Genomic DNA, 25694 nt, shown 5'->3' with positions numbered 1-25694 from the left:
CTGTCTGAACATCGGAGGACCACCTTCGAAGGCTAAGTACTCCTTACTGACCGATAGCGAACCAGTACCGTGAGGGAAAGGTGAAAAGCACCCCGACGAGGGGAGTGAAACAGTACCTGAAACCGAACGCCTACAATCAGTTGGAGGGCCCATGCGGCCTGACAGCGTACCTTTTGTATAATGGGTCATCGACTTAGTGTATCTAGCAAGCTTAAGCCGTTAGGTGTAGGCGCAGCGAAAGCGAGTCTTAATAGGGCGACTGAGTTAGATGCATTAGACCCGAAACCGAGTGATCTAGGCATGTCCAGGATGAAGGTAAGGTAACACTTACTGGAGGTCCGAACCCACACCTGTTGAAAAAGGTCGGGATGAGGTGTGCCTAGGGGTGAAAGGCCAATCAAACTCGGAGATAGCTGGTTCTCTGCGAAATCTATTTAGGTAGAGCGTCGGACGAATACCCTCGGGGGTAGAGCACTGAATGGGTAATGGGGGCCCACAGCCTTACTGATCCTAATCAAACTCCGAATACCGAGGAGTACTATCCGGCAGACACACAGCGGGTGCTAACGTCCGTTGTGGAGAGGGAAACAACCCTGACCTACGACTAAGGCCCCTAATTCATGGCTAAGTGGGAAAGCAGGTGGGACGACCAAAACAACCAGGAGGTTGGCTTAGAAGCAGCCATCCTTTAAAGATAGCGTAACAGCTCACTGGTCTAAATAAGTTGTCCTGCGGCGAAGATGTAACGGGGCTCAAGCCATGAGCCGAAGTCTAGGATGCACATAGTGCATGGTAGCAGAGCGTAGTGTGACATAATTCCATGCGTCCTTAACCGCCTCGGCGGTATTGGACGCAAGGAATTTTCTGTGAAGCCGGCCTGTGAGGGATCCGGTGGAGAGATCACTAGTGAGAATGATGACATGAGTAGCGACAAAGGGAGTGAGAGACTCCCTCGCCGAAAGTCCAAGGGTTCCTGCTTAAAGCTAATCTGAGCAGGGTAAGCCGACCCCTAAGGCGAGGCCGAAAGGCGTAGTCGATGGGAACCAGGTTAATATTCCTGGGCCAGGAGGATGTGACGGATCTCGAAGGTTGTTTTCCCTTATCGGATTGGGAAGGCTGCTGAGAGGTTCCTGGAAATAGCCCTCCGCTAGATCGTACCCTAAACCGACACAGGTGGACTGGTAGAGAATACCAAGGCGCTTGAGAGAACCACATTTAAGGAACTCGGCAAAATACCTCCGTAAGTTCGCGAGAAGGAGGCCCGTTCAGAAGGCAACTTTTGGGCGGGGGCACAAACCAGGGGGTGGCGACTGTTTACTAAAAACACAGGGCTCTGCGAAGTCGCAAGACGACGTATAGGGTCTGACGCCTGCCCGGTGCCTGAAGGTTAAAAGGAGGAGTGCAAGCTCCGAATTGAAGCCCAGGTAAACGGCGGCCGTAACTATAACGGTCCTAAGGTAGCGAAATTCCTTGTCGGGTAAGTTCCGACCTGCACGAATGGCGTAACGACTTCCCCGCTGTCTCAAATGTGGACTCAGCGAAATTGAATTTCCTGTCAAGATGCAGGATACCCGCGGTTAGACGGAAAGACCCCATGCACCTTTACTATAGCTTCGCATTGGCATCAGGCACAGTATGTGCAGGATAGGTGGTAGGCTTTGAAGCAGGGACGCCAGTCTCTGTGGAGCCTCCCTTGAGATACCACCCTTATTCTGCTTGATGTCTAACCGCGGCCCGTTATCCGGGTCCGGGACCCTGCGTGGTGGGTAGTTTGACTGGGGCGGTCGCCTCCCAAATTGTAACGGAGGCGCGCGAAGGTTGGCTCAGAGCGGTCGGAAATCGCTCGTTGAGTGCAATGGCAGAAGCCAGCCTGACTGCGAGACTGACAAGTCGAGCAGAGTCGAAAGACGGCCATAGTGATCCGGTGGTCCCGAGTGGAAGGGCCATCGCTCAACGGATAAAAGGTACGCTGGGGATAACAGGCTGATGGTGCCCAAGAGTCCATATCGACGGCACCGTTTGGCACCTCGATGTCGGCTCATCTCATCCTGGGGCTGGAGCAGGTCCCAAGGGTACGGCTGTTCGCCGTTTAAAGAGGTACGTGAGCTGGGTTTAGAACGTCGTGAGACAGTTCGGTCCCTATCTTCCGTGGGTGTAGGATATTTGAGAAGAGTTGCCCCTAGTACGAGAGGACCGGGGTGAACGATCCACTGGTGGATCTGTTGTCGTGCCAACGGCAGTGCAGAGTAGCTATGATCGGACAGGATAACCGCTGAAGGCATCTAAGCGGGAAGCCCCCTTCAAAACAAGATATCCCTGAGAGCCGAGGTAGACCACCTCGTCGATAGGCCAGAGATGTAAGCGGTGTAAGCCGTTCAGTTGACTGGTACTAATTGCTCGATAGGCTTGATTTGATCCAGTAATAGGTAGACTGGAAAAAATCAAAGTTCATACACACACAATCATCAGTATACGATGATCAAGGAACAACACGGTCGTGAAAACAACCAGCTGATGTTTTGTGCTTCTTTTTTGGTTTGGTGATCATAGCGCGAGCAAAACACCCGATCCCATCCCGAACTCGGCAGTTAAGTGCCGCAGCGCTGATGGTACTGCGTCTTAAGACGTGGGAGAGTAAGTCATTGCCAAACCTAATAAGAAGCACAATATCTCTCTAACGATGCACCTCAACACAATCAGAGGTGCGCCAATGCGCGGGATGTAGCAGACCGCCTGTGCGACAAACTCTTCTCAAGAGTTTGATTAACACAAACGCCTCGTCAGGATCACCTGATCAGGAACTGCAACACGGTAGCGCGGGATGGAGCAGCCCGGTAGCTCGTCAGGCTCATAACCTGAAGGTCGTAGGTTCAAATCCTACTCCCGCAACCAAATCTTACCAAACAAAATCAATATGTTAATGGCCACCCTCGGGTGGCAGCTTGCATTCGCAAAACAGCGCTGCATGTAATGTGGAAGAAGGCAAAACTCACGACAGTGTTGTCGAAACACCGGAAAGTAATATCCCCCAGCGCACTTCACCGCTGTGCCTTAAGCAAAGTCGGAAAACCAAGACCGCATTCAAACAAAGCAATAACAACGCGAGTGTGAGGCTAAATGAATAGCTGCCGCACCACAGACAGCCGACCCACCCACCCAATTCTCAGACGCATCTGCTAATAAATCCCACGTTTTGCGCCGGAAAAGCGCATTTCGCTCTTTTCAAGCCGCCCAGGATTACCCACAAGTTGAATGGCCAAAACACGGGGAGTTGCTGTGTCTCTCTTTATCATCGTTGCATTGCCATTCTTTGGTGCTCTCTTGCCTGGATTGATGAATCCTGCGGGACGAACCGCCTGTGCGGGGGTTACATTTACCGTCACCCTAGCCGCCTTTGTCGGTTTGCTGACCAACTTGCCTGCCGTCCTTGCAGGAGAAGTTGTGACAGCAGGTATCGACTGGATGCCTGCGCTTGGGCTGAATTTCACATTGATGCTCGATGGTCTGGGCTTCTTTTTTGCCCTGTTGATCCTTGGTATCGGTCTGCTCATTATCGCTTATGCGCGGCAGTATCTGAGCCGCAGTGACAACATGGGCGAGTTTTTTACCTATTTGCTGCTGTTTCAGGGCGCGATGGTCGGGATCGTACTGAGCGACAACATACTCTTGTTGCTGATTTTCTGGGAACTCACCTCGCTCTCGTCATTCCTGTTGATCGGGTATTGGAAGCATCTACCCGCAGGACGGCAGGGGGCGCGCATGGCGCTGGCCGTGACCGGGATGGGCGGGCTTGCGATGATCGGTGGCATGCTGATCCTTGGCCAGATCGTGGGCAGTTATGATCTGAGCGTTATCCTTCAGAACCGCGAGCTTATTCAGGCGGATCCGCTCTATCTGCCCGCGCTCATCCTGATTTTGCTGGGGTGCTTTGCGAAATCCGCGCAATTCCCGTTCCATTTCTGGCTACCGCACGCGATGGCCGCACCGACGCCGGTATCGGCCTATCTTCACTCTGCGACCATGGTGAAAGCCGGTATTTTCCTGATGGCACGCATGTGGCCGGTTTTGTCCGGTACGCCCGAGTGGTTTGTGATCGTCACCACGGCCGGGCTGGTGACGATGGTCTTGGGGGCGGTGATTGCCCTGTTCAAACATGACCTGAAGGCGCTGCTTGCCTTCTCCACCGTTAGCCATCTGGGTCTGATCACAATGCTCTTGGGAACCGGCACAGCGTTCGGGGCAATGGCTGCGGTGTTTCACATCCTGAACCACGCAACCTTCAAGGCTGCTTTGTTCATGTCCGCCGGCATTATCGACCACGAAGCACACACACGTGACATCAGGCGCTTGGGAGGCTTGCGCAGCCTGATGCCTGTGACCTTTGTCATCGTATCTCTCGCGGGTTTGTCCATGGCCGGCATCCCGCTGCTCAACGGCTTTTTATCCAAGGAAATGATGCTGGAAGAGGCCAACCACACGGTTCTGTTCAACAGCCCGTGGTTGGTGCCTGTGCTCGCGACGATCGGCGCGTTATTCTCGGCGGCTTATTCCTTCCGCCTGATCAGCCATGTCTTCTTTGGTCCGGTGCGCGATGATTATCCGGCCAAGCCGCATGACCCGCCCGCGGGCATGTGGTTGCCGCCTGCGCTCCTGATTGTTCCCGTCGTGCTGATCGGTGTGGCCCCGTTCCTGGCCGAGCCATTCGTCAAACTGGTGACGGCCGCGGTGCTGGGGGATGCTGCGGAAATGCCGTCGGCGCATCTGAAGATCTGGCATGGACTGGTGCCCGCGCTTTATATGTCGATCATTGCCGTTGTCGGTGGTTTGACCATGCTTGCCGTCTTCAAACCTGCCTTGCGCGTCTGGGATGCTTTGCCGCGCCCCGAAGCGAAAACGATTTTCGATGCGATCATTGCGGCAGCCGTCAAGCTGGCGCAGATGCTGGTCTTGCCGCTCCATAACGGCGCGTTTACCCGCTATGCCGCAATCGGCACCGTCACAATCGTTGTTGCCGGTTATTATGCATGGACGACCGGTACAGTGGGTGCGCCAGTTCATGCGTTGCAGACGCCTGACCCTGTCCTGCTCTCCGGATGGGGGATGCTGGTCGCCGCGACCATCGGTATGGTGTTCCTGCACCGCAACCGGTTCCTGTCACTGATCCTGATCGGGATTGTGGGGCTGATGGTCTCGATCGGGTTTGTGTTCCTGAGCGCCCCCGATCTTGCGATGACCCAGTTTACGGTCGAGGTGGTGACGATCATCCTGATGCTGCTTGCGCTGAACTTTCTGCCCAACCGGACCCCTGTTGAAAGCAGCGTGCTGCGCCGGATGCGTGATGTGGCGGTCGCCACGGCCGGAGGATTGGCGAGCTTCGCACTGGCCTATTACTACATCCTGCGCGATCCGGTGAGCACTTCGATTTCCGAGTTCCATCTGGCGAATTCCTACAAAGGTGGCGGCGGCACCAATGTGGTGAACGTCATTCTGGTGGATTTCCGTGGTTTTGATACTTTCGGCGAGATCATCGTACTCAGCATTGCAGCCTTGCTGATCTATGCGCTCACCGAAACCTTGCTGGGTGGCCCTGTCCGGGCGCGCCTTTTGAACCGCAAACCCGATCAGCCGCAGGCAGGCGGTGTCCACCCGATGATGATGGTGGTTCTGACGCGGGTCATGATGCCTATCGTGATGATGGTCGGCTTCTACATCTTCCTGAGCGGTCATAACGAACCGGGCGGCGGGTTTATCGCAGGTCTGATCGTTTCGATCGGTGTTGTCATGCAATATATGGCCAGTGGGTTTTCGTGGGCCTCCGCGCGCCTGAGGTACCCGTATCACGGGGTGATCGGGGCAGGGGTACTTGTTGCGGGCCTGACCGGTATCGGATCGTGGTTTGTCGATAAACCGTTCCTGACGTCGGCCTTCACCTATGTCCGCATCCCGCCCTTCGAGAAATTCGAACTGGCGACGGCTGCCCTGTTCGATGTCGGCGTGTTCCTTTCTGTAGTGGGCGCGGTGATGTTGTCACTCGAGAGCTTCTCACGGTTGGCGCGCCGCTCTGAATCAATTGAAAGCGAATACCCGATGGATATTGATCCTTCGCGAGAAGACCTGCCCACCCAAACCACGCGGGAGGGTGTGTAACATGGAATTTCTGATTGCTTCCGCCATTGGCATTATGACTGCTGCGGGAATTTATCTTGTGCTGCGTCTGCGGACGTTTCCGGTGATTTTGGGCATTTCGCTACTGACCTATGCGGTGAACGTCTTCTTGTTCACCTCGGGCCGCGTGATCGTCGGTGCTCCGCCCGTCCTGCGCGATAATGTCACGACATATACAGACCCGTTGCCTCAGGCCTTGGTTCTGACGGCGATCGTGATTTCCTTTGGCATGACAGCGGTGGTTGTCATGATAGGCTTGGGTGCCTTCCTTGGCTCTGATGATGACCATGTGGATGATCAACCCGACACGGCCAATGACAAGCCGGAGGGTTCAGCATGACCCATTGGCTTATTGCACCTGTTGTGCTGCCTGCGATGCTCGCGCCTTTCATCATCCTGGCGGCGCGTTTTCATATCGGTATCCAGCGCGTGTTCTCGATCGCCGGTGTTGTGATCCTTGTTGCGATATCCGGTGCTTTGGCATGGGCGACTGCTGACGGAAGCATCATGCTCTACCAGTTGGGCGACTGGTCAGCCCCTTTCGGAATCGTTCTGGTGGGTGACCGTTTGTCGACGATGATGATCCTGCTCACCTCGGTTCTGGCACTCTTTGTGCTGATTTACGCGGTCAGTTCCGGCTGGGATAACCGCGGCTGGCATTTTCATGCGCTTTTCCAGTTTCAGCTGATGGGGATCTTGGGGGCGTTTCTGACAGGGGACCTGTTCAACCTGTTCGTGTTCTTCGAAGTGCTGCTGATCGCCTCTTATGGGCTGATGATCCACGCGGGCGGCACGGTGCGTTTGCGCGCTGGTGTCCAATACGTGCTGTTCAACCTGATCGGATCAACGTTGTTCCTGTTCGCACTGGGGGCGATTTATGCGGAAACGGGCACGCTCAATATGGCTGATCTGGCTAATCGGGTCACGCTGATCAGTGCGGAAGAGACCGTTGGTATTCGCGTGGCCGCTGTGCTGCTTTTGCTGGTCTTTGCGATCAAGGCGGCGTTGGTGCCTCTGCACTTCTGGTTGCCGTCGAGCTATGCCGAGGCGCCAGCGCCGGTCGCGGCACTCTTTGCGATCATGACGAAAGTTGGCGCTTATGCGATCATCCGCGTCTATACCCTGATCTTCCCGCCTGATCTGGAAGTAACCGCCGGTTTGCATGACACGTGGCTGCTTCCGGCGGCCCTTGTCTCGCTGGCGATCGGGATGACGGGTGTGCTGGCGGCGAAACGCTTTGACAGACTGGTCGCCTTTTCGATCATCGGGTCAATGGGCATGGTGATGGTGTCCATTGCCCTGTTCACGCCCGAAGGGATCGCCGCTGCCCTTTACTACATTGTCCACTCGACGCTTGCAGGGGCTGCCCTGTTCCTGATTGTGGACCTGGTGCGATCCAGTCGTGCAAATCTTGAACTGACGCCACAAGCGCCTGTTGCAAGTGCGACCCTTACCGCCAGCCTGTTCTTTGTTGCGGCAATCGCCATGGCGGGCCTGCCACCGCTGTCAGGGTTTCTTGGAAAACTGCTGGTATTGGATGCCGCATTCGGCACAGATCATATGGTCTGGATCTGGGCAATTGTGCTGGGCTCAAGTCTGATCAGCATCGTGGGGTTTGCACGCGCTGGCAGCGTGTTGTTCTGGAAAGCACAAAGCGTGCAACCGCCCGGCGACGCAGCTAAAGTGACGGCACCTGCAACCATGTCTTATGTGGCGATAGGCGGGTTGATCTTGTGTTTGATCCTGCACACAGTTTTCGCAGGTCAGGTGCATCGGTACACCAATGCGATTGCGGCGCAGCTGTTTAGCCCCGCGCCCTATATCACGACAGTTGTCGATACACCGGGCAAACTGAGCGAACCAACGGAGGATCAATGACATGAGCCGCGCATTCTATTGGTTGATCCCGCACCCGCTTTTGACATTGATCCTGACGATCGTCTGGATACTCCTGCAAAACGAAATTTCGGCAGGGATGATGGTCTTTGGATTTATCTTGGGCATCATTATTCCTTGGGGCACCTCCGTGTGGTGGCCCGACACGCCAAAGAGCTTTCGTGTGGGTAAGATGGCTGTCTACAGTCTTGTGGTGATCTGGGACATCATCGTTGCCAATATCGAAGTCGCCTGGATCGTGCTGACAGTCCCGACATCAAAGCTCAAACCGGCATGGATCGTGGTGCCGCTTGAGCTGCGCGAGCCAGAAGCCATTACCATGCTCGCCGGGACCATCACGCTGACACCCGGGACTGTTTCGGCGGATCTATCCAGCGACGGGCGCAGCCTGCTGGTGCACGTCCTGCACACGGATGACCCTGATGCGATCCGCGATGATATCCTCACACGCTATGAGGCACGTCTATTGGAGATATTTGCATGATACTTGCAACGCAGTTTCTGAATATTGCCTTGGCGATCACCTTTCTTGCGCTCGCGCTGGGGCAGGTGATGTCGATGGTCCGTCTGGTCCTTGGTCCGACTTCGGGTGACCGCGTCCTTGCGCTTGATACGATGGTGATCAACGCGCTGGGGCTCGTGATTGTTCTGGGCATCTTCAAAGGCGTGCAAATCTATTTTGAGGTGGCCCTGCTGATTGCAATGTTGGGTTTCGTGTCGACCGTTGCCTTGGCACGTTTCATTTTGCGGGGGGACATCATCGAATGACGGCACAGATTATCGGAACCTACTTCGTTTGCCTGTCCTTGATCATCGGGTCCGGCTTTGTACTGGTCGGCGCCATTGGTTTGCTGAAGTTCAACGATCCCATGACACGCCTGCACGCGCCGACGAAGGTCGGGACGATCGGCATCGGTATGTTGCTGGTCGCGTCTATTATCCATTCCTTTGATATCGGGCAGCCATCCAGCCATGAGCTGCTGATTATGGTGTTTCTTTTTGTGACGGCGCCGATCTCGGCGAATTTCATCGCCAAGGTGAACATGCACCGTCAGGCCTGTGACACACCGCCACCGCCGGTGAATGGTGATACGTGGTCCACACTTGATGTTCCAGACGCGGAAAAAGACACCTGATCGCTGATCCTAGGCGTCCCGCTCCATGATCCATGCGACCTCGGGCGCAGGGACGAAGCGCCATTTGCGCTTGGGACCCGCCATAACATTGAGATAATACATCTCGAAGCCGTAGGGCGCACCGCAGGGGTGGTGCCCGCGTGGAACGCAGACAACGTCGCCGTCCGAGACGGCCATGGTTTCGTCTAGCTGGCCATCATCCGTATAGACCCGCTGGATACCAAAGCCCGAAGCAGGGTTCAGGCGGTGATAATAGGTTTCTTCCAGATAGGTGATGCGGGGGTAGTCGTCTTCGTCATGCCGGTGGCTGGGGTAGGAGGACCAATGCCCCGCCGGTGTGAAAACTTCGGTCACCAGCAGGCTATCGCAATAATCCTCGTTCTCCATCGCGATGTTGTTGATATGGCGGGTGTTTGTCCCCTTGCCACGTTCCGTCAGCGTAATGCCGTCAGGGCCAATGCGCCGCGCCGCGTGTCCGCCAATGCCAGGTGCGCTGCAAACTGCTATGACGCAGTCGGTCTGGGCCGTGGCCGCCCAGTCGCTGCCATTGGGCAGGTAAAGGCAATGTGGCGGGGTCTTTTCAAAAACATCCATCCGCTCGCCCAAGACACCCCAGTCCTGCCCCGCGCCCGTGATCTGCGCCTTCCCCTCAACCATCACCAGAATGACTTCGCGGTCACCTGTTGCCTCTGCTGAGGTATCGCCTGCCTTCAGCCGGTAAAGCGAAAAGCCGACATAACGCCACCCTGCGCTTTCAGGGGTGATCTGGTGCACTTTCCCACGCGTGCCAAAAGGTTTCTTCAGAAGGTCAGACATCGATAGTTCCTTATGCTTGTGGATCCGGCTTTATGAAAAATGCGTAGATGCAAATCAAACCAAGGCACAGGGCAAAGATGGCCCATCCTGGTGCGCCGAAAACAAGTTCAAACAGGCCATAGACCGCAATCACCGCCACTGTGGCAATCCGCCGGATCAAGGGGCGGAAAAACGGATGGTGGAGGCCAAGGAAGTCTATCATTGCGCGACAGCAAGCCCCGCTTTGGCACAGGCGGCGACAATATAGTCATAGCCCATCTTGGAATAGTCATAGGGCGGGGCTGCGGCAGGGTCTTGTTCCGCCTCGACAACGATCCAGCCGTTGTAATTCATTGATTTGAGCTTGGCCGTGACTGCATCAAAGTCGATACAGCCTTCGGGATCCCCCGGAACAGTAAAGACGCCGCCTGCAACAGCATCCAGAAAGCTCGCGTCCTTGGCATGGATCGCGTCCAGGACCGGCTGGCGGACGTCTTTGTAATGGACGTGATGCACACGCTCCGCCCATTTGTCCAAAACAGCGATCGGGTCAGCGCCGGCAAAATGCAAATGACCCGTGTCAAAAAGCAGGCCCAAGGCAGGATCAGAGCCTTCCATCAGCCAGTCGATATCCTCGGCATCCTGGATCATCGCCCCCATATGGTGGTGATAGGCGAGCTTGACGCCTTGCTCTTGGGACCATTTGGCAAGCTCGGAGAGTTTCGCGGCGTAGTCCAGCACCTCGTTCCGCGTCAGTTTTGGACGCGTGGACACCGGAACGCCCATTGCGCCCTGTATCGTGTTGGAACATTCGGCATAGACGATGCACGGCGCTTGCAGCGCTGCGAACTGTGCGACCTGTTCGGCGATCGCGTCCGCTTCTTGCGCGACGGTCGACACCATCAGGTTGCCGGAACACCAGCCGCCGCAAAGCGACACGCCATAGGCATCAAGGTATGTGCGAAGGCCTTCGGTGTCCGCGGGCATCCGGCGGCCCCGCTCAACGCCGCTGTAGCCGATGCGTGCGGCGTCTGCCATCGCGCCTTCGGTCGTGTAGTCTTTGGTAAGTTCGGGCAGATCATCATTCTGCCAGGCAATCAGTGAAATGCCCACTTTGACAGTCATTTAGTCAATCCTTTGGGATTTTTTGTTTTCGATATAGCCTGCATAGGCCGCGTTCACTTCGGCCCGCTCCGAGACTTCGGGGACACCGACATCCCACCAAGTGCCGCCATGTGGTGTGGACGGGTAGGGATCGGTATCAATGACGATGACATAGGGGCCCTTGATGTCGTGGCGTTTCGCCAAGGCCGCTTCCAGTTCGGCAATCGTGCCGACCTTGACCGACGTGGCCCCCATAGATGCCGCATGGGCCGCGAAATCGATTGACGAATTCTCTCCGCCTGTCGCGTGCGCCAGCAGATTGTTGAATTCCGCACCACCCGTGCCCATCTGCAACCGGTTGATGCAGCCATATCCACGGTTGTCAGTGACCACGACAGTAAATGAAACACTCAGCATCGCAGCGGTCGCCATTTCCGAATTCGCCATCATATAGGTGCCGTCTCCGGTAAAGCAGATCACATCGCGCGTGGGTTGGGCCATTTTGATGCCCATGGCGCCTGCAATCTCGTACCCCATGCAGCTAAAGCCGTATTCCATGTGGTAGGCGCCTGGCTTGTTGGCCTTCCATAGTTTATGCAGCTCGCCCGGCATGGTGCCTGCCGCACACATCGCCACGGTTTCTTCCGTTGCACCGCGCTGGACAGCACCAATAACCTGCATGTCTGTCGGCAGAGCATTACTTTCCGCTGGCGCATCGGTCAGCGGATCAACCTTGCCGAACCAATCGCCCTTCAACGCAGGCGCGGGTGCGGTCGCCTTGTAGCTGCCAATCGCGTCACCAAGTTCGGCAAGGCCCACTTTGGCATCGGCCATCAAAGGCATGGCACCATGTTTGGCCGCATCATAAGCGGCTGTATTCAGGCTGATGATTTTGCGTTGAGGATTGGCGAACAGGCCCCACGATCCGGTCGTGAAATCCTGAAACCGCGTGCCGACACCCAGCACGAGGTCGGCTTGCGCACAAACCGCATTTGCCGGCTCACCACCCGTCACGCCGATGGGCCCGAGGTTCAACGGATGGTCCCATGCCAGCGCCGATTTTCCGGCCTGCGTTTCCGCAACCGGAATACCGTGGGCTTCGGCAAAGGCCCGTAGGTCCTCACATGCATCCGCGTAATGCACACCACCCCCTGCAACAATCACGGGGTTCTTGGCACCTTTGATAGCCTCTGCCACGCGCGCCAACTCACCCAGATCAGGACGGATGCGGCGCTGGTGCCAGACCTGCGGCGCAAAGAAGCTTTCTGGGTAGTCAAAGGCCTCAGCCTGCACATCCTGACACATCGACAGGGTGACAGGGCCGCAATCCGCCGGATCCGTCATTGTGCGAAACGCCCGTGGCAGCGCGGTGAGCAGCTGTTCAGGGCGCGTGATGCGGTCGAAATACCGGCTGACCGGCTTGAAGCAATCATTCACGCTGACCGTGCCGTCATTGAAATCTTCAATCTGTTGCAGCACGGGATCCGGCCCGCGATTTGCGAAGACATCACCGGGCAAGAGCAACACAGGCAGGCGATTCACATGTGCAAGGCCCGCTGCGGTGACCATGTTCAACGCCCCCGGCCCGATAGAGGATGTCACGGCCATCGCGCGTTTGCGCTTCAACTGTTTGGCATAGGCGATGGCCGCATGGGCCATGGTCTGTTCATTGTGGCCTCGATAGGTGGTCAGGGTATCTTTGGCACCGTGCAGGGCCTCCCCGATACCGGCGACATTGCCGTGGCCGAAAATCGCCCAACAGCCAGCGATGAAGCAATCGCCATCCTCGTTGTGTTGCGCACCAATGTAGCGCACCAAAGCCTGCGCTGCGGTCAAGCGGATTGTCTTAGTCATTTTTTGCTCCTCAGGCGGCGTTTAGCCGGACATCTGCGCGCGCCTTGTCCCACGTCTTGCACAACCGATCAAAGCGGTCGGCCATTTGCGATACGGCTTCTGCATCAGTCATGTCGCCCTTCATCCAAGCACGTGCCGCATCGCCAAAGATTGTGCGCCCAACGGCAAAGCCTTTGACCAAGGGCTGTTTGGCCGCCAGTGCAAAGCTTTGTGCCAATTCATCCTCTGGCGCATCAAGGCCCAGCACCACGATCCCGCGGGTGCGTGGATCATTGGTTTCAATGGCATTGACGGCATTGGACCACGCGGCGTCTGTCTTGAAGGGCTCAAGCTTCCACCAGTCAGGATAGACGCCAGCATCATAGAACTGCTGGATCAATTGGGACGTCGTAGTGTCATCCACCGGACCAACTTTGGAGGGGATGATCTCCAACAGAAATTCAAGTCCATTGCGCCGTGCCGCTGTGAACAGTCGCTTTACGCGTTCTTCCTGCAAGGCGCGCAGGTCAGGCGTGTCGGTCGGGTGACAAAAGACCAGAAGCTTCACGATGTTCTCACGAGCCCATTCGCGGAACTGGCCGAAATCCTCGCCAAGCTCGGGTTCGAACGCAATCGGGCGGCTGCCGGGCCATTCGGTCGGGCGGCCAATCCAGAGACCAGAACCGGACGCGCGGTGCAGGGCAGAGCGGCCAATTCTGTTGTCACACAGGATACCATAACCGTCCTGGCCGTCCGCCACTTGCAGCGCTGCATCAAGGCAAAGCTCTTTGAACGCAGCCCCCTTTTGCGCGGAATAGCCTGGGATTTCTTCAAGCTGCGAGCGGTGATCAAAAGCAAAGGTGCGCACGTGATCCCATGTGTTGCCCGTGCGGGTGATACGCGTGCTTGTCCAGTGCACCTGTTCAAGTTCCGCGTCATTGCGCAAATCCGGTTGCTTGATGCCACGATCAAAGAAGAAATTCAGCTCTTCCCATGTAGGATAGGCAGGGGTGCATCCGTGACGGCTGACGGCAAAGGCACCACAGGCATTGGCGTATTTCAACGCAACGGGCCATTCTTCGCCATCGAGCCAGCCTTTGAGCAAGCCCGACATAAACCCGTCACCCGCCCCAAGGACGTTGAACACCTCGATCGGAAATCCGGGACCTGTTTCGCCATCATCAAGGCTGGCGGGAATGTCGCCGGTAAAGGCTGTCGCCCCAAGCGCACCGCGTTTGCACACCAAAGTTGCCCCCGTGACGGCACGCACAGCGCGCAGCGCCGCCAAGGTGTCGGTTGATCCACCTGCGATATGGAACTCTTCTTCGGTGCCGACGATCAGATCGAACAGATGCAGCGATGCCTGCAGCTTTTCGGTGACTGCCGCACTTTCGACAAAACGGCTTTCGCCGTCGCCATGACCTGCCACACCCCAAAGATTGGGGCGATAGTCGATGTCCAAAGCTGTTAACTGTCCGTTCTCGCGCGCGAGGTTCAGCGCCTTCAAGGTCGCGGCGGCCACTTGCTGGTTGCTCAGATGGGTCCCCGTGGCGACAATCGCACGCGCCCGTTTGATGAACTGCGGGTCAATGTCGTCTTCGGTCAGCCCCATATCGGCGCAATTCTCGCGGTAGAAAATCAGTGGAAACTGATCCTCGTCGCGGATGCCAAGCAAGACCAGAGCGGTCAGGCGATCCGCGTCGACTTTCACACCATCAATTGCCACGCCCTCGCGCTGAAGCTGTTCGGTAATGAAACGCCCCATGTGTTCATCGCCTACACCTGTGATAACGGCTGATTTCAGACCCAACCGTGCCGTGCCGCAGGCAATATTGGTGGGCGAGCCGCCGATGTATTTGTCAAATGACCCCATGTCTTCCAGACGGCCGCCGATCTGGGCGCCGTAAAGGTCAACCGATGAACGCCCGATCGTGATCAGATCCAGATCAGACATCTTCGATTCTCACCGGTTTGCCTTCCTTGGCCGAAAGCGTTGCCGCCTCTGCCATCGCCAGCGCGTTGACGCCATCCTGCAAGGTCACGGGCATCGCCGTACCCTTGGTCACTGCGGTTACAAAGCTATCCCATTCGGCGGTGTAGGCGGGCATATAGCGTTCCAGAAAAAAGAACGTGGGTTTCGCACCGGTAACACCCTGCTTGGTGGACTTGACCACAAGGTTTTCCAGCATGTTCTGGGCCTGCAACAACCCCTCAGAGCCTAGCACTTCAAGGCGTTGGTCATAGCCATAGGCCGCACGACGCGAATTCTTGATCACGGCGATCCGTCCATCGGCATAGGTCATAGTCACAACAGCCGTATCGACATCGCCCGCTTCGCCAATTGCGGTGTCAACAATGCTTGTCGCCGCAGCCGTCAGACTGACCGGTGTGGCACCCATGATAAACTGCGACATGTCGAAATCATGGATCATCATGTCGCGGAATAATCCGCCAGAGACGTTTACATAGGCCACAGGTGGCGGGGCAGGGTCGAATGAGGTGATGCTTAGGAGCTCGGCCTTGCCGATCTCGCCCGCGTCCAAGGCCGCTTTCAGCGCTCCGAAACTTGGGTCAAAGCGGCGGTTGAAGCCGATCATGACCGGTTGACCGGTTTCTGCCACGATCTTTTGGCAGGCGCGCGCGCGTTCAAGGCTGAGGTCCACCGGTTTTTCGCAAAGCACGGCTTTGCCTGCGGCTGTCGCTTTCTCCATCAGGTCCGAATGCGTATCGGTGGAGGTGGCAATCAGGATCGCATCAATCGCGGGGTCCGCGATAATGTCATCTGTGCTGCGGGCCTCACAGCCATATTCGGCCGCCAGTTTCTGGGCGTTTTCGGGGATAAAGTCCGATACCGCAACCAAAGTACTTCCACCATGCGCAGTGATCGCTTTTGCATGGACCCAGCCAATTCGGCCCGCGCCGAGGAGACCAACTTTCAACATAAGATTTGCCTTCGTTTTCGTCCCAAGGCAGCAGCCGGTTGGGCGTTGATGTAAATTGGAGCCGCACGGTGCCGGGCGGCTGTTGGTATCTGTTTACTGGCCCTGCTTGCCCAGTTCAGGCACGAGTTTGGCAAGTTCGTCGCCACCTGCCATCATATCGTGCAATTCGTCATATTCGATCTCGCCGCGTTTGGCCGTACCAAGTGTCTGACCACGGTTCAATACTGTAAAACGGTCACCCACAGCCAGCGCATGACGCACGTTATGCGTGATAAAAACAACCCCGATCCCCTGTTCGCGTACCTTATGCACGGTGCTCAGGACGTTGGCGGTCTGCCGCACACCCAACGCGGACGTCGGTTCGTCCAAAATCAGGACCTTTGCGCCGAAATAGACCGCACGGGCAATAGCCACTGTCTGACGCTCGCCACCCGACAGGGTGCCAACAGCCTGATCGGGGCCACGCAGGTTAATGCCCATTTTGCGCATTTCCTGCATGGTGATCTCATCTGCTTTTTGCTGATCGAGAAAGTTGATCCCGAATTTCTTTTTCACAGGTTCGTTGCCCATAAAGAAGTTGCGGCTGACGCTCATCAGCGGGATCATCGCAAGGTGCTGGTGTACCGTCGCAATTCCGGCTTCCATGGCATCCCGCGGGTCTTCAAAGGACATGGGCTTGCCTTCGAAAAAGATCTCTCCCGCGGTTGGCTTGTGAACCCCCGACATCGTCTTGATGAAGGTCGATTTACCCGCACCGTTGTCACCCAAAAGGCAGTGGCATTCGCCGGGGAAAACATCAACCGACACACCGGCCAGAGCAATGACAGAGCCAAAGTGTTTCTGAATGTTTTTCATCTGAATGATGGGATCAGACATATCAACGCTCTCCTGTGATGAGACGGCGGATGTAGGTGTTCAGGATCACAGCACCCAAGAGGATGGCGCCCAGGAACACGCGGAAAAGCGAGCTTTCAACACCGGCGAAAAACAGGCCCTGTTGTACGACGCCAAAGATCAGCGCGCCCAATGCGGCCCCGATGACCGACCCGTAGCCGCCCGTCAGAAGCGCGCCGCCGATCACGACGGCGATGATCGCCTCGAACTCTTTCAAAAGCCCACGGTCCGCACCTGCTGACCCGAACTCCATCACCTGACAGGTTGCAAAGACGGTCGCGCAGAATGCAGTGAACATGAACATCTGGATTTTGACCTTGGTCACCGGCACACCCGAGTTGCGGGCTGCTTCCGCGTCACCGCCGGCGGCAAAGATCCAGTTGCCAAAGCGTGTGCGGGTCAAAAGCACATGACCGAAGATAACCAGACCAAGGGCCCAGACGATCAGCATCGGAATGCCATCGACCACAGGTTCACCGGCACGGGTGCCGCGTTCGAACACGTCGATGATCCCCATGTCACCCAGCCATGTAAAGAGCGGGCCGCCTATTTTGCCGCCAAAGACAGGGGCGAGCCAATCGCCCTCAGCGGCCTCTTTGATGCCGCCGATGATTGTCTTGCGCTCGAACGTCTGTGGAAAAAAAATGGTAAAGCCGCGCAGAATAAACAGGAACGCCAAAGTAACAATGAAGCTTGGCAGGCCGGTCCGGATGACGATGAACCCGTTCAGTGCACCGATCGCGATGCAGATTGCAAAGGTCAGCAGGATCGCAATCCAGACAGGCCAGCTCAGGGTGACCGAGAAAATTGCAATCAACATGCCCGCGAACCCGATCATCGAGCCGACCGACAGATCGAACTCGCCCGCGATCATCAGCAAGCAGGCACCAACAGCGATAATCATGAACTGGGCCGATACGACAGACCAGTTCAGAATGCCCTGGGTGTTGAACATACCGCTATCAGAAGCGGTCAGCAGGAAGAATGTAAACACAGCGATGGTGCCGACAATTCCGCCGAGTTCTGGACGAATAAGAGCCTTGCGGATGAACGAGGTTTCCTTGATCCGCTCGTCTGCAACTCCCGCTTGGGTACTACCGGTCATGGCGCAGCATTCCTTTGTCAGATTTGGTGGGTTTTGTTGGTATCAGGGCGTCCGGAAAGGACGCCCTGAACCGCGTGTCGGTCAGGGCGCACCGCACCCTGGCACGACAGGGAGGAGACCTTAGCGGTACTCGCCGGCGAACTCTTCAATCTTCGCCAGGCCGTCAGCTGTCACAAAGCCGGGGCCAGAGTTGATGTTGTTACCGGGCAGAACGCCGTAACGGTGATAGTTCGCCAAGACGATCACGGGCAGATAGGCCTGCAGAAACGGCTGCTGGTCGATACCCCAGTTGATCACGCCGGACTTCAGGCCATTGACGATTTCTTCGCCCAGATCGAACGTCCCGAAGTAGATGTCACCAGCCATGCCGTTTTCCTCCAGCGCAAGGATGGTAGGATCAGCGGATGTCGGCCCGAGTGTCAGAACAGCTTCGGTTTCAGGGTTGGCAGACAGGTAGGCCAGAACCTTGTTCTTGATTTCCGCAGGGTCCTGACCGCTGTCGATCATCTGGTTGCCCAGTTCCACACCCAGACCATCTGCGAAGCCCTGGCAACGCTCTGTGGATGAAGGCGAGTTGATATAGTGGTTCACGCACAGGAACGAACTGATGCCATCGCCCGCCGCGCGCTGACCGGCCGCGAAACCTGCATCATATTCAGGCTGGCCCACATACATCAGCGCGCCCACTTCGCGGGCCTGATCCGGCGAACCGGAGTTGATGATGATGACATCAACACCACTATCGACAGCCGCGCGGATCGGACCGGACAGAACGTCATAGTCGGCCAGCGTTGTGATGATGCCGTCAGGGCCAGAGGCCGCAGCCTGTTCGATGATACGGGCCATGTCGGCCAAGTCACCCGTTGGCGGGTTGCGGTACTCGACCTCAACGCCCATTTGATCACCCGCAAGTGCGACGCCATTCTTGATGGTGTTCCACCAGCTATCGCTGTCTGGTGCGTGGCTGACCAGTACATATCTTTCGCCCTCGGCATGCGCCGGAGCGACAACACCGACGACAGCAAATGCTGCCGCAGCAATTGCGGTAAATGTCTTCTTCATGAGAACCTCCCGTTGTTTTCTCCCGGCCAGTTCCTCAGCTGACCGCACAGAAAGAATCATCTCTCCTGCAAATGGAATTATTATTCTATTTGAGGATTAATCAACATGAATTTGTCATTTATTGCGATCTTCGGGCGCCGGTTGCAACCGCCAATGAGATCGCCAGAGATAAAGTTGCCGAGAGGGAACGGAACGCGCCAAAGTCAATTTCCGAGACGATGAGCGGCACAAGAGATGTGCCTTTTATCGGCAAAGAAGGGGTGTCGCTCATCAGGATGACAGGCAGCCCGCGGCTCACCGCTTCATCCGCAAGTGCAATGGTTTCAGGACTGTAAGGCGCAAATGTGATCGCGACCAAAGCGTCTCCCTCACGCATGGCTTCGGCATGGGTCAAGCGCCCGCCACCACCATGCAATACACTGGGTATATGCAGCTTTTCAAAGGCGTAAGACAGATATGACGCAACAGGATATGCCCGTCGCATCCCTACCACATGGATCAATTGGGCCTGTGCGAGCGTTTCCACGGCCTGCTCCAGTGAAGCTTCGTTTACAGTTGCTGAAAGCTGTTCCAGGGATTTCCGGCCGGCTTCAACGAACTCTGCCAAAATTGCGGTCGGGCTGTCGTCGCCGGATTCGCGCAAGTTCTGAATACGTTCGTTGTAGTCGGGCATCTTTGGCTGGATCGTCTGCCGGACAAGCTTTTGCATGTCCGTATAGCCGCCAAAGCCGATGACCTGACAGAACCGCATAACGGCTGACGGCTGTACATTTGCCCTTTCGCTGATTTCGGCAACAGTGGAAAAGGCAATCTCGTGCGTATTCTGAAGAATGTAGTCGGCGCACTGGCGCAAACGCTTGGGCAATGTCTGCTGCAATTGCGCAATTCTGTCGGTGAGTTCCTCTAGGTTTTCCGGCGATCGGACTTCATCCATCTCTTGCGCTCCTCACGGGTTTTCAGTGAGGGTAGAATGAAGTCTCGAAAAATGGAATGCGTATTCCAGAGTGATCGCGCAGTTGCGCCTTCAGGTCAAACGAGAACTCAGGCCGCGCTGGGCCATCTTATGGGTCAAGCAGCGGCTGCCAGCGCGTCCAGACAGTGACCACGCATCGCCTGCAATCTACGGCTTGGCTTCGGAAATTGCCGTCAAAGCGTTGGCTATGGCCTGCATATATGTTTGGTCATCAACCCCCTGCGCGAGGGTCGGGAAGACGATGTTTGCAAGGCCAAGCTCGGCCGCGACAGCAAAAGCTTCTGCCGGGGGTGCGGCTTCCCAGATCAGGACCTGCGCGCCTGTTTGCGTGGCAAGTGCGACAAGGTCAGCCTGTTCTGCATCGGTCGGCATGGCGCCGGCTTCCCATTCCAGCGAAGAGATCGACAGGCCATAGCGCTGTGCCAGGTATTGATAGCGCGGGTGCGTTGCGATCATCGCGATGTCTTGCATGCCATCAAATGCGCCGGTGGCCTGCCTGTCCAACTCCGCAAGGTCCGCCCGCAACGCGTCGAGCCGCGTTGCGACCGCATCATCAGGTGCGATCCCGCGTGCTGTGATCGCCGCAGCAACGGCTTCGGCCTGCGCGATGGCCAGCATCGGGTCAAGCCAGGTGTAGGATGCCAACCCTTCGTGCGAATGTTCGTCGCCGTCACCATGGCTGTGTGTGATGCTTTCGGTGCGGATGAACTGGTCTTCGATTGCCGTGGTCGTATTCGCGACCTTGGCGCGCGGCAGGGAAACCCGATCAACCCAGGTGGCAAACCCCGCACCGTTCAACAGGATCAGATCGGCAGACTGGATCGTGCTGATATCGGCAATGGACGGGCGCCAGAAAGAAGGGTCAACATCCGCCGGAACCGGAAAAATGACCTCTGCCGCATCCCCTACGAGACGTTCGGCGAAATACTGTAGAGGATAATTCACAGCAACAACGCGCGGACGATCCTGTGCTGCGACAGAGCTTGCAACAAGAAATGTCATCACGACGGCAAGGAACGGTTTCAGCAGGGGCATGGTCATCAACTCTGGCAACTGCGTGCAATGTCGTCGGGTGTCACGATCCAGTAATTATCGTGGCTGCCGGTGTCGACTTCGATCACAAGACCGCCGGAATGGTCCACGCTGTCAAGCGGGATTGCGACGGTGCCATCCTCGTTGATCGGCAACGTGAGCAGCAAGGTGTTGTTGCCATCCAGCACGCGCACATCGGCGAGCATGACGGGATTTCCGTTTGAAAACTTGGCTTCGACTGTCACCATTTCGCAGTTGGTTGCGGCGAATACCGTCAACTGATGTGCCGCCGCCCCCATGGGGGCGACAGCACAAATGCTAGCCAAGGCAATGGCCCGGATCATTGTCCGGTCCATTCTTCGAAGTGAACCCAGATCACGGCGCCAAGTTCGACGGCCTTCTCTTCGCCCGATGTTTCTTCGACCAAAGTATAATCAGCGGTGTTCAGAGCGGCGAAACCCCACCAGCCATCGGATGGTGGCGCGTAGGTGAAGACACCGTTCTCATCGGCCTTGACCGTCTGCGTAATCATCAGCTCGTCCGGGACGGTCGCCCCTGCGCCATCATTGAAGAATTCGACCTCGACCTCTGCATAGGGCACGGCTTCGCCGTCCATCTTGACGATGCCCTGAAAGACGTTGTGCTCCCACAGGCCGAAGGGTTTGGACAGCGGGACAATCTCGGTTTTCAGGCCCAGTTCGGTATCCCAGCCCTCGTCGTCGCCATAGGCGGTCACATAGGTTTTTGTGTAGTGGATGATAAAGGCATCTTCGGCAGGTTCCCAATAGGGCTGTGGTTCCATCGCGAAGATATAGGTGCCGGGACGGTCCAGCGGATAATCAAGCGTGTAGCCCTGATCGTCCATCACGGTCGCACTTTCAAGATCGCCGAGCAGGTCCGTGGTGGTGCCCTCATGTGTGACCGAGAATGCCACAGGTGTATCAAGCATCATGCCGTCCATTTCGAACGGATGCGAGAACGACATCGTCAGCGCAACACTGCGTCCGTCTTCCTGACTGATCATCGGATCATTGGGAATAATCATGCCGTAATGGGCCAGGGCGGGCGTTGCAGCGATAATGCTGGCGAGTGATGCAGTGATAAAATGACGTTTCATGGAGCCTCCTAATGATCATGAACCGAGCGCGAGTAGCCAACCTACCCAGGCTTCTGAATTGCGCGACACGATGGCCGCGCCTGTTGCAGCAATAAGTGCTGAAAGAGATAGTAATGTGATTGTCTCGGCCGACAAGAGACGCAAAACCATGCCGCGACGCGCCCCCAGTTTGACGGCCGTTGCGATCTCGCGGGCCCGCAGGCGGTAGCTGAGGAACACGGCAAGCCCGATCGCGGCCAATGCGGCAATCGCGATAATCAGCGTGACCGCGTCGAGCAGCGCTTTGATCCTGAAAATACGGTCCACAAGGCTCTGGATCACGCCGGCGGGCTCGATCAGTTGGGCGGGGTTTTCGCTATCCAGATAGCGGCCCTTCAAGATTGTGCCAGACCGCGCGTCATTGGGCACCACGATCACGGCAGTGGTCGGGAAACCGTCCTGACTGCCATGAAAATGAAAGCTGTCGATATTCTCGTCAGTGATCCGTTGATATTGCACAACGGCCGCATTCGACAGTGCGGCGGTGCCTGCGGCGACCTCGGCCGCCGTCACCACGTCTTCATGTCCATGCCCAATACCCTGAATGACCCAGGCGGTTTTGATATCCACAAAAATTGCCTGATCATCAGGGGAATTGGTGGGTGCCAGAACGCCCACAATCGGCATCTCGAGGGGGTAGACACCATCCAGATCAAACAGGTTCTCAGGCGAGGACACCAGAGTGTCACCAACGCCTTTGCCAAGTGATTGTGCAACATCAGCGCCAATCACCGCATCACCAAGAATGGAAAGGCTACGCCCGTCCGACACGGTCAGGCCGCGAAAGTCGAAGTAGTCCAGCGTCGTGCCCACAATGCGGAACCCAGCCGATGAAAAAGCAGAATGCACAGGGATCGGCACCGCCAGCCCGCTGTCCCAGACCGCTTCAACCTCGCGCATAGTCACAGGGTCGGGCCTTTCGTCCGAAAAATAGAGGGCAGCCATTGTCAGGTCCAATTGCGATCCCCGGCTGCCCAACAACAGCGGCGTCGCATCGCCCCGCGCAACCAGCGCACGTTCGCTGGTGGACAGCAGGATCTGCGTTGCAATCGGAACAAACATGATCAGGGCTGCGACCAGTGTCAGCACAAGGCTGCGGCCCCAGTGATAGCGCAGATAGGCAAAAGCAAGGTAGAGCGCGTTCATGCGTCGGCCCCCTGTCTGAACTGCGCGAAATCCAGCACACGCTCGAACCGTGGCAAGAGTTCGTGGTCATGGGTTACGGCCAGAACGGCAGCACCCGCTTCGCTGGCCTGCTCAAACAGCAGATCAAGGATGCGGGCTTTGCTTTCAGGGTCAAGATTGCCAGTGGCCTCATCCGAAAGGATCAGTTTGGGCTGGGTCACCAAGGCGCGACAAATGGCGACGCGCTGTTGTTCACCCTGGCTCAGTGCGGTTGGATGACGGTCCAGTTTGTCGCCGATCCCGCAGGCTGCCGCCAAGGCTTCGGCCCTTTCGCGGGCGGCAGCGTTCAACGTCAGTGCGGGTGTGATCCGGTAAGGGTAGAGAATATTCTGCCGCGCCGACAGATAATCCAGCAGCGCAAAATCCTGAAACACAAAGCCGATTGTGCTGGCGCGAAAGCGGCGGCGTTCCACCTCGGAGAGGGTGGCGACATCGGTGCCTGCAACGTCGATCCGGCCCGCCTCTGGTGTCAGGATGCCCGCGATCAGGTTTAGGAGCGTGGTCTTGCCGCTGCCGCTTGGGCCCACGATGGCCACGCGTTCGCGGTCTCGCAGATGAAACGCAGGGATGCGCAGACCAAAGCTGGTCGCGCTATAGCGGAAAGAAAGGTTTTCAACGGTAATCATCAGTTGATTTGCGGGGCCAGAAAGGTTTCACCGGCGGCATCCCGATTGACTTCCAACAGTTCGAAATCGGTGATCCGCCAAGCCCCCTCGACGGGCGAGACCAAGAGGTCCGCGCTATAGGTATTGCCGCGCACATGCAGGTGTTCGGCATGTCCGACCGTGCCGATGACCTGCCATGAGGCGTCAATGGCCAATGCGGCACCATCGCGCGAAACGCGTGTGTTCAGCAGCTTGATTTCGTGGATTGTCTGATCTGCCTCTTCAAGGCCACCGCCCGCCATCGCGCCCACGCGCTCCAGATAAAGATACTCGAGGGCGTCGCCATGTGTAACACTGGCAAGCGTGTCATAGATCGCATCTTCTTGGGTCTGGCCGAATGCATCATAAACCACCAACAGCAACGCGGGCGTCAGGCGCCAGAACTCTGTACGCGCCTCTTCAATGGTCATCGGATCAAGGCCGGGTGCGGCAAACGCGTCGGTTTCCGACACCGCATCCCGCATCGGCAACATGAGAAACGCACCAACTGCTGCGGCGCCCAAGACGGCAAGACCGGAAAAAAGAGGAATTCGGTTCATCGTCCGCGCGCGTCCGTGTGAAAAATCAGCTATCCCAATAATTTGTCGCATAGCGGCAGGGACTGCAAGCAGGCAACATCACAATGTCGGCATCCACAGCGCGGTAAAGGGCCACTCAGGGGTCAGATCTGTGCGAGGCGCGCAGAACAAGCGGACATTCCATCCGCTCTGTCACAACCAGCTGTGCGTCTGGCGAAAGAAGCTGTTCGACACACCATTGGCCCATTTCACGGTGAGGCAAGAGCACGGTTGAGAGGGCAGGGGAAAGGTGCTGTGCAATTTCCTGATCGTCATAGCCCATCACGGCGACAGACTTGCCAACCTGGACCCCCAGTTCCTTGAGTGCTTCATAGCAGCCCACTGCCGTCAGATCGTTCGCACAGAAAATTGCATCTGGCGGCACGGATGCCTGCATCAGTTTCAGCGTCGCGTCACGCCCTCCACTTGGTAGAAAATTCCCTTCCATGATCAAAGACGGATCAACGGGAATGCGTGCCGCGCGCAACGCCCGCTCATAGCCTTCCATCCTTTGATCCGATGCCTCCATCCACGGCTCACCCGAGATAAAGGCGATCCGGCGGTGCCCTGCGGCAAGCAAGGCTTCCGTCGCGACCTCGCCGCCGCGGCGTTCGGCGGGCACCACAGACGAATACTGTTTGTCATGATCATAGCAATTCAAGAGAACGGCGCGGTGCCGCGCCAACCCTTGCGGAGGGACCAGTTGGCGCGTCAGGATCGATCCGTAGACAACACCGATTGCATTGTCGCCGGACCACTTTTTCAGCACCTCGGTCTCGTAGTTCTTGTCGCCGCCAGTCATGACGACCTCTACGATCAGATCATTTTTCCACGCTTCTTCCTGAACACCCTCGATTGATATCGCGGCAAAAGGGCTGGTCGCGATCTCATCAATCATCAGGCCGATGACACCGGTCCGGTTCGACTTGGGCGGGCGGCCAGCGCCGCGGGGGCGGTAGCCAAGTTCATCGACCGCCTGCATGACGCGCTTGCGCGTTTCGCGGCTGATGCGCATGTCCTCCAAGCCGTTCAACACAAAAGAAACAGTGGACTGGGAGACGCCCGCATGCAGGGCAACATCCTTCATTGTTACCCGCGTCGGGGTCTCTTTCTCGGTCAATTTCATTCCAGATCCGATTTCCCTTGTCGGATGCTAATAAATATTGCTAATAATATTAGCACAAGAGGAATCGG

General features: G+C 56.8%; 22 protein-coding genes, 1 tRNA gene and 2 rRNA genes (1 of these 25 only partly in view). 9 read left to right on the top strand and 16 right to left on the bottom strand.

Going from position 1 to position 25694, the window contains the following annotated elements:
• From SJY29_RS10710 to SJY29_RS10670, 9 genes are all read left to right on the top strand, one after another.
• Nucleotides 1-2414: ribosomal RNA gene (locus SJY29_RS10710) — 23S ribosomal RNA — on the top strand (it extends 417 nt beyond the left edge of the window).
• A 122-nt stretch (nucleotides 2415-2536) separates the two neighbouring features.
• Nucleotides 2537-2651, top strand: a 5S ribosomal RNA gene (rrf, locus tag SJY29_RS10705).
• A gap of 164 nt (nucleotides 2652-2815) precedes the next feature.
• Nucleotides 2816-2892, top strand: a tRNA-Met gene (locus tag SJY29_RS10700).
• Nucleotides 2893-3276: 384 nt separating this feature from the next.
• Nucleotides 3277-6147, top strand: coding sequence for a monovalent cation/H+ antiporter subunit A (locus SJY29_RS10695; protein ID WP_400088903.1), 2871 nt, complete (start codon nucleotides 3277-3279; stop codon nucleotides 6145-6147).
• Between the two features lies 1 nt (nucleotide 6148).
• Nucleotides 6149-6505: a Na+/H+ antiporter subunit C gene (locus tag SJY29_RS10690; protein WP_400082736.1), complete on the top strand. Its 357-nt coding sequence runs from the start codon at nucleotides 6149-6151 to the stop codon at nucleotides 6503-6505.
• Entirely contained in the window at nucleotides 6502-8043 is a 1542-nt protein-coding gene (locus tag SJY29_RS10685; protein ID WP_400082734.1) for a monovalent cation/H+ antiporter subunit D, read from the top strand. Before SJY29_RS10690 ends, SJY29_RS10685 begins: the two co-directional genes overlap by 4 nt.
• 1 nt (nucleotide 8044) lies before the next feature.
• The gene (locus SJY29_RS10680) at nucleotides 8045-8545 is read left to right on the top strand and encodes a Na+/H+ antiporter subunit E (protein WP_110279394.1); all 501 of its coding nucleotides are present in this window, start codon (nucleotides 8045-8047) and stop codon (nucleotides 8543-8545) included.
• Nucleotides 8542-8829 carry a K+/H+ antiporter subunit F gene (locus SJY29_RS10675; RefSeq protein WP_055291822.1) on the top strand — a complete coding sequence of 96 codons (288 nt, stop codon included), beginning with the start codon at nucleotides 8542-8544 and terminating at the stop codon, nucleotides 8827-8829. The genes SJY29_RS10680 and SJY29_RS10675 overlap by 4 nt, the downstream gene beginning before the upstream one ends.
• Nucleotides 8826-9197, top strand: coding sequence for a Na+/H+ antiporter subunit G (locus SJY29_RS10670; protein WP_400082730.1), 372 nt, complete (start codon nucleotides 8826-8828; stop codon nucleotides 9195-9197). The genes SJY29_RS10675 and SJY29_RS10670 overlap by 4 nt, the downstream gene beginning before the upstream one ends.
• Nucleotides 9198-9206: 9 nt before the next feature.
• Here SJY29_RS10670 and iolB read toward each other — a convergent pair whose 3' ends face one another.
• From iolB to SJY29_RS10590, 16 genes are all read right to left on the bottom strand, one after another.
• Nucleotides 9207-10013: a 5-deoxy-glucuronate isomerase gene (gene iolB, locus SJY29_RS10665; protein WP_400082727.1), complete on the bottom strand. Its 807-nt coding sequence runs from the start codon at nucleotides 10011-10013 to the stop codon at nucleotides 9207-9209.
• Between the two features lie 198 nt (nucleotides 10014-10211).
• A complete protein-coding gene (gene iolE / locus SJY29_RS10660; protein WP_400082724.1) occupies nucleotides 10212-11117 on the bottom strand; it encodes a myo-inosose-2 dehydratase in 906 nt (301 codons plus the stop codon).
• On the bottom strand, nucleotides 11118-12950 hold the full coding sequence (gene iolD, locus SJY29_RS10655) for a 3D-(3,5/4)-trihydroxycyclohexane-1,2-dione acylhydrolase (decyclizing) (RefSeq protein ID WP_400082721.1): 1833 nt from the start codon (nucleotides 12948-12950) through the stop codon (nucleotides 11118-11120).
• A 10-nt stretch (nucleotides 12951-12960) separates the two neighbouring features.
• Complete coding sequence (iolC, locus tag SJY29_RS10650) at nucleotides 12961-14883, bottom strand: 5-dehydro-2-deoxygluconokinase (protein WP_400082719.1); 1923 nt, start codon at nucleotides 14881-14883, stop codon at nucleotides 12961-12963.
• Nucleotides 14876-15871: an inositol 2-dehydrogenase gene (iolG, locus tag SJY29_RS10645; protein WP_400082716.1), complete on the bottom strand. Its 996-nt coding sequence runs from the start codon at nucleotides 15869-15871 to the stop codon at nucleotides 14876-14878. Before iolG ends, iolC begins: the two co-directional genes overlap by 8 nt.
• A gap of 93 nt (nucleotides 15872-15964) precedes the next feature.
• The gene (locus SJY29_RS10640; protein ID WP_110279386.1) at nucleotides 15965-16747 is read right to left on the bottom strand and encodes an ATP-binding cassette domain-containing protein; all 783 of its coding nucleotides are present in this window, start codon (nucleotides 16745-16747) and stop codon (nucleotides 15965-15967) included.
• A gap of 1 nt (nucleotide 16748) precedes the next feature.
• Nucleotides 16749-17870, bottom strand: a complete 1122-nt coding sequence (locus SJY29_RS10635) for an ABC transporter permease (protein ID WP_400082713.1) — start codon at nucleotides 17868-17870, stop codon at nucleotides 16749-16751.
• Between the two features lie 120 nt (nucleotides 17871-17990).
• Entirely contained in the window at nucleotides 17991-18932 is a 942-nt protein-coding gene (locus SJY29_RS10630; RefSeq protein WP_110279384.1) for a sugar ABC transporter substrate-binding protein, read from the bottom strand.
• Between the two features lie 118 nt (nucleotides 18933-19050).
• Entirely contained in the window at nucleotides 19051-19866 is an 816-nt protein-coding gene (locus tag SJY29_RS10625) for a MurR/RpiR family transcriptional regulator (RefSeq protein ID WP_400082711.1), read from the bottom strand.
• 186 nt (nucleotides 19867-20052) lie between these two features.
• Nucleotides 20053-20946, bottom strand: a complete 894-nt coding sequence (locus SJY29_RS10620; protein WP_400082708.1) for a metal ABC transporter substrate-binding protein — start codon at nucleotides 20944-20946, stop codon at nucleotides 20053-20055.
• Entirely contained in the window at nucleotides 20946-21281 is a 336-nt protein-coding gene (locus SJY29_RS10615; protein ID WP_110279381.1) for a hypothetical protein, read from the bottom strand. Before SJY29_RS10615 ends, SJY29_RS10620 begins: the two co-directional genes overlap by 1 nt.
• Nucleotides 21278-22054 carry a DUF4198 domain-containing protein gene (locus tag SJY29_RS10610; protein WP_400082706.1) on the bottom strand — a complete coding sequence of 259 codons (777 nt, stop codon included), beginning with the start codon at nucleotides 22052-22054 and terminating at the stop codon, nucleotides 21278-21280. The genes SJY29_RS10615 and SJY29_RS10610 overlap by 4 nt, the downstream gene beginning before the upstream one ends.
• Nucleotides 22055-22069: 15 nt before the next feature.
• Entirely contained in the window at nucleotides 22070-23239 is a 1170-nt protein-coding gene (locus tag SJY29_RS10605) for an ABC transporter permease (RefSeq protein WP_400082703.1), read from the bottom strand.
• A complete protein-coding gene (locus SJY29_RS10600) occupies nucleotides 23236-23904 on the bottom strand; it encodes an ABC transporter ATP-binding protein (protein ID WP_400082700.1) in 669 nt (222 codons plus the stop codon). The genes SJY29_RS10605 and SJY29_RS10600 overlap by 4 nt, the downstream gene beginning before the upstream one ends.
• Entirely contained in the window at nucleotides 23904-24482 is a 579-nt protein-coding gene (locus tag SJY29_RS10595) for a hypothetical protein (protein WP_327544937.1), read from the bottom strand. Before SJY29_RS10595 ends, SJY29_RS10600 begins: the two co-directional genes overlap by 1 nt.
• Nucleotides 24483-24597: 115 nt before the next feature.
• Nucleotides 24598-25626, bottom strand: coding sequence for a LacI family DNA-binding transcriptional regulator (locus tag SJY29_RS10590; RefSeq protein ID WP_400082696.1), 1029 nt, complete (start codon nucleotides 25624-25626; stop codon nucleotides 24598-24600).
• Between the last annotated feature and the right edge of the window lie 68 nt (nucleotides 25627-25694).

The organism is Yoonia sp. R78084 (assembly GCF_044595625.1).
In the GTDB taxonomy this organism is placed as follows: domain Bacteria; phylum Pseudomonadota; class Alphaproteobacteria; order Rhodobacterales; family Rhodobacteraceae; genus Yoonia.
The sequence above is the reverse complement of the archived record's forward strand: the minus strand, read 5'-3'. Positions and strand labels throughout refer to the sequence as shown.

Bases quoted from the DNA above. Each gene is read 5' to 3' on its own strand.
- iolG (WP_400082716.1), bottom strand. From the start codon at position 15,871: ATGTTGAAAGTTGGTCTCCTCGGCGCGGGCCGAATTGGCTGGGTCCAT.
- SJY29_RS10590 (WP_400082696.1), bottom strand. From the start codon at position 25,626: ATGAAATTGACCGAGAAAGAGACCCCGACGCGGGTAACAATGAAGGAT.
- SJY29_RS10620 (WP_400082708.1), bottom strand. From the start codon at position 20,946: ATGACCATGCCCCTGCTGAAACCGTTCCTTGCCGTCGTGATGACATTT.
- SJY29_RS10680 (WP_110279394.1), top strand. From the start codon at position 8,045: ATGAGCCGCGCATTCTATTGGTTGATCCCGCACCCGCTTTTGACATTG.
- SJY29_RS10630 (WP_110279384.1), bottom strand. From the start codon at position 18,932: ATGAAGAAGACATTTACCGCAATTGCTGCGGCAGCATTTGCTGTCGTC.
- SJY29_RS10670 (WP_400082730.1), top strand. From the start codon at position 8,826: ATGACGGCACAGATTATCGGAACCTACTTCGTTTGCCTGTCCTTGATC.
- SJY29_RS10640 (WP_110279386.1), bottom strand. From the start codon at position 16,747: ATGTCTGATCCCATCATTCAGATGAAAAACATTCAGAAACACTTTGGC.
- iolE (WP_400082724.1), bottom strand. From the start codon at position 11,117: ATGACTGTCAAAGTGGGCATTTCACTGATTGCCTGGCAGAATGATGAT.
- iolD (WP_400082721.1), bottom strand. From the start codon at position 12,950: ATGACTAAGACAATCCGCTTGACCGCAGCGCAGGCTTTGGTGCGCTAC.
- SJY29_RS10690 (WP_400082736.1), top strand. From the start codon at position 6,149: ATGGAATTTCTGATTGCTTCCGCCATTGGCATTATGACTGCTGCGGGA.
- SJY29_RS10675 (WP_055291822.1), top strand. From the start codon at position 8,542: ATGATACTTGCAACGCAGTTTCTGAATATTGCCTTGGCGATCACCTTT.
- SJY29_RS10595 (WP_327544937.1), bottom strand. From the start codon at position 24,482: ATGAACCGAATTCCTCTTTTTTCCGGTCTTGCCGTCTTGGGCGCCGCA.
- SJY29_RS10605 (WP_400082703.1), bottom strand. From the start codon at position 23,239: ATGAACGCGCTCTACCTTGCTTTTGCCTATCTGCGCTATCACTGGGGC.
- SJY29_RS10615 (WP_110279381.1), bottom strand. From the start codon at position 21,281: ATGATCCGGGCCATTGCCTTGGCTAGCATTTGTGCTGTCGCCCCCATG.
- SJY29_RS10625 (WP_400082711.1), bottom strand. From the start codon at position 19,866: ATGGATGAAGTCCGATCGCCGGAAAACCTAGAGGAACTCACCGACAGA.
- SJY29_RS10600 (WP_400082700.1), bottom strand. From the start codon at position 23,904: ATGATTACCGTTGAAAACCTTTCTTTCCGCTATAGCGCGACCAGCTTT.
- iolC (WP_400082719.1), bottom strand. From the start codon at position 14,883: ATGTCTGATCTGGATCTGATCACGATCGGGCGTTCATCGGTTGACCTT.
- SJY29_RS10685 (WP_400082734.1), top strand. From the start codon at position 6,502: ATGACCCATTGGCTTATTGCACCTGTTGTGCTGCCTGCGATGCTCGCG.
- SJY29_RS10635 (WP_400082713.1), bottom strand. From the start codon at position 17,870: ATGACCGGTAGTACCCAAGCGGGAGTTGCAGACGAGCGGATCAAGGAA.
- SJY29_RS10610 (WP_400082706.1), bottom strand. From the start codon at position 22,054: ATGAAACGTCATTTTATCACTGCATCACTCGCCAGCATTATCGCTGCA.
- iolB (WP_400082727.1), bottom strand. From the start codon at position 10,013: ATGTCTGACCTTCTGAAGAAACCTTTTGGCACGCGTGGGAAAGTGCAC.